This window comes from Streptomyces sp. SID11385, from assembly GCF_010548245.1.
Lineage (GTDB): Bacteria > Actinomycetota > Actinomycetes > Streptomycetales > Streptomycetaceae > Streptomyces.
In genome coordinates, this window is the sequence record NZ_JAAGLR010000187.1 from 1 (window position 1) to 3,867 (window position 3,867).

General features: G+C 69.9%; 2 protein-coding genes. One reads left to right on the plus strand and one right to left on the minus strand.

The window, feature by feature from the left end:
• Positions 1–327: Rv3235 family protein (locus tag G3I42_RS06070; RefSeq protein ID WP_164283094.1), on the plus strand; the 327-nt coding region annotated here is incomplete at its 5' end.
• Between the two features lie 459 nt (positions 328–786).
• On the opposite strand, the gene secA is transcribed toward G3I42_RS06070, so the two are convergent.
• On the minus strand, positions 787–3,585 hold the full coding sequence (gene secA, locus G3I42_RS06075) for a preprotein translocase subunit SecA (RefSeq protein WP_164283096.1): 2,799 nt from the start codon (positions 3,583–3,585) through the stop codon (positions 787–789).
• Between the last annotated feature and the right edge of the window lie 282 nt (positions 3,586–3,867).

Genomic DNA, 3,867 nt, shown 5'->3' on the forward strand with positions numbered 1-3,867 from the left:
GGCCGCCGCCGCGAGCCCGTGCGCCCCCGCCCGCCGCAGGACGAGTGGGCCCGCCGCCTCCTGGCCGCCCTCACCGGCCACCGCACCCCGCAGGACCTCTGGGGCCTCGCCACCGGCACGGCGCTCCACCACCTGACGACGGCCGCCCCGCCCTACCGCACCGCGGCCCCGGTCCTGCGCACCACCCGGGCCACCCAGATCGGCCCGGGGGTCCTGGAGGCGAGCGCGACCCTGGAGGCGGACGGCCGCTTCCACGCGATCGCCTTCCGCCTGGAGGACTGGGGCGACGGCGTCTGGAGGTGCACGGCCCTGGAACTGGCGCCGTAGCGCGGACGCGTTACCGACGTGCCGACAGGCCCCGGCCCCGCTGGGTGGACGCTGTTGTCCGCTGGGTGGTCCGGGGCCTGTCGGCGTGGCGGTAGCGGACGGGGCCCCCTCCGGAGAAGCGGCCGTGGTGGGGCCGCCCTGCCCGCGCGGGGAGCACTCTCGTCGACCCGCGCCCCGCCCCGCGCCCTCGCCCCGCCCCGCGCCCTCCTCCAGCCGCATCCTCACTCCCGGGGCACTCGCGGACCGCCTCTGCCCGCACCCCTGCTCCCGTCAACCCTCACCCTCGCAAGGGCCGCTCCGGACATCCCCCATCGAGTGAACATCCAGCCTGCTGTTCACCCCCACCCGGCCCAGCCCTCCGGCCCTACAACCGGAAAACACCCCCGGAAACGGCCATCGGCCCCACCGCCCGAAGGCGATGGAGCCGACAACCACGTCTCCGGCACGCGAAGCGCTACCTCACTTCTTGCGCCGGCGCCCCTTCTGCGCCTTGCGGCGTTCGGCGCGGGTCATCCCGTCCCCCGCCGCCACCGGCTCCCCCGGCTCCGACTGCGCGAACTCGCCCTCGACCACGCCGCCCTCGCCGTCCACGGTCGGGGCGGAGAAGTGGAGGCGGTCGGCGCGCTGCGGGGCGTCGAGCCCCTTCGCGCGGATCTCCGGACGCCCCGCGCCCGCCGGCACCGCGTCCTCGGGGGCCTCGTCCGCGACCTCGACCTCCTCGACCTGCTGCTCGACCTGGACCTCCAGGTTGAACAGATAGCCGACGGACTCCTCCTTGATGCCGTCCATCATGGCGTTGAACATGTCGAAGCCCTCGCGCTGGTACTCGACCAGGGGGTCCTTCTGCGCCATGGCGCGCAGGCCGATGCCCTCCTGGAGGTAGTCCATCTCGTAGAGGTGCTCGCGCCACTTGCGGTCGAGGACGGAGAGGACGACACGCCGCTCCAGCTCGCGCATGATCTCGGAGCCGAGCTGCTCCTCGCGCTTGTCGTACTGCTCGTGGATGTCCTGCTTGATCGCCTCGGCGATGTACTCGGCGGTGAGCCCGGCACGGTCCCCGGCCTCGTCCTCCAGCTCCTCGACCGTGACGCGCACGGGGTAGAGCTGGCGGAAGGCGTTCCACAGCCGGTCGAGGTCCCACTCCTCGGCGAAACCCTCGGCGGTCTCGGCGGCGACGTACGCGTCGATCGTGTCGTCCATGAAGTGGATGACCTGGTCCTGGAGGTCCTCGCCCTCCAGGACGCGGCGGCGCTCGCCGTAGATGACCTCGCGCTGCCGGTTGAGGACCTCGTCGTACTTGAGGACGTTCTTGCGGGTCTCGAAGTTCTGCTGCTCGACCTGCGACTGGGCCGAGGCGATGGCGCGGGTGACCATCTTGTTCTCGATCGGCATGTCGTCGGGCACGTTCGCCATCGACATGACGCGCTCGACCATCTGCGCCTTGAAGAGCCGCATGAGGTCGTCGCCGAGCGAGAGGTAGAAGCGGGACTCGCCGGGGTCGCCCTGACGCCCGGAACGGCCGCGCAGCTGGTTGTCGATACGGCGCGACTCGTGCCGCTCGGTGCCGAGGACGTAGAGCCCGCCGAGGTCCTTGACCTCCTCGAACTCCGCCTTCACCGCGGCCTCGGCGCGCTCCAGGGCGGCCGGGAGGGCCGCGGCCCACTCCTCGACGTGCTCGACCGGGTCGAGCCCGCGCTGGCGCAGCTCGGCCTCGGCGAGGTCGTCCGGGTTCCCGCCGAGCTTGATGTCCGTACCACGACCGGCCATGTTGGTCGCGACCGTGACCGCGCCCTTGCGCCCGGCCTGGGCGACGATCGTCGCCTCCCGGTCGTGCTGCTTGGCGTTGAGCACCTCGTGCTGCACGCCGCGCTTGGCGAGCTGCTGCGAGAGGTACTCGGACTTCTCGACGGAGGTGGTGCCGACGAGGATCGGCTGCCCCTTCTCGTGCTTCTCTACGATGTCGTCCACGACCGCGTCGAACTTGGCGACCTCGGTGCGGTAGATGAGGTCCGACTGGTCCATGCGGACCATCGGCTTGTTCGTCGGGATCGGCACGACGCCGAGCTTGTAGATCTGGTGGAACTCGGCGGCCTCGGTCATGGCCGTACCGGTCATGCCGGAGAGCTTGTCGTACAGGCGGAAGAAGTTCTGGAGGGTGATCGTGGCGAGCGTCTGGTTCTCGTCCTTGATGTCCACCCCTTCCTTCGCCTCGATCGCCTGGTGCATGCCCTCGTTGTAGCGGCGGCCGGCGAGGATACGGCCCGTGTGCTCGTCGACGATCATGACCTCGCCGTCGATGACGACGTAGTCCTTGTCCTTCTTGAACAGTTCCTTCGCCTTGATCGCGTTGTTGAGGTAACCGACCAGGGGGGTGTTCACGGACTCGTAGAGGTTGTCGATGCCGAGCCAGTCCTCGACCTTCGCGACGCCGGGCTCGTGGATGGCGACGGTGCGCTTCTTCTCGTCGACCTCGTAGTCGCCGGTCTCCTCGATGCCCTTGAGCTGGTTGCCCGGCTCACCGCGCTCCAGGCGCTTCACGAGGCGCGCGAAGTCGCCGTACCACTTGGTGGCCTGGTCGGCGGGGCCGGAGATGATGAGCGGCGTACGGGCCTCGTCCACGAGGATCGAGTCGACCTCGTCGACGATCGCGAAGTTGTGGCCGCGCTGGACCAGCTCGTCCTGCGACCAGGCCATGTTGTCGCGCAGGTAGTCGAAGCCGAACTCGTTGTTCGTGCCGTACGTGATGTCGCGGCCGTACTGGTCGCGGCGCTCGGCCGGGGTCATGTTGGCGAGGATGCAGCCGATGCTCAGGCCCAGGAACTTGTGCACCCGGCCGGTCAGCTCGGAGTCGCGCTCGGCGAGGTAGTCGTTGACCGTGATGAGGTGCACGCCCTTGCCCGAGAGCGCGTTGAGGTACGCGGGGAGGGTGCCGACGAGGGTCTTGCCCTCACCGGTCTTCATCTCGGCGACGTATCCCATGTGCAGAGCCGCGCCACCCATGATCTGCACGTCGTAGTGGCGCTGGCCGAGGACGCGCTTGGCGGCCTCGCGCACGGTGGCGAAGGCTTCGGGCATCAGGTCGTCCAGGGACTCCCCGTCCGCGATGCGCTGCTTGTACTCGTCGGTGAGCGCGCGCAGCTCGGCGTCGGAGAGGCTGACGAAGTCCTCTTCGATGGAGTTGACCTGGTCCGCGATGCGGTGCAGCTTGCGCAGGATCTTGCCTTCGCCTGCACGCATGATCTTCGAGAGGACGGACACGAGGGTTGGTCTCCTTGCCGGTCGGGGCCTGGCACGGTCAAGTCTTCGGGCAACGGCCATCGTATGCGAGGACCCGCCCGCGCCGGGAGGTCTGCCAAGACAGTCAACGCGTGAGGCCCTCGGAAGGTGCCGGTACACCCCCCGCCACCTTCGGTGAGGAAAGCGGTACGCACCGCAGCGCAGTATCCCTGCCCAGGCTGTGCGAGGGAACACCGGGGAGACGGTACGTCGCGCCCGGCGCCCGGCGCGGGACGCGTCGGCGCCGGGTACGGGCCGGCCAGC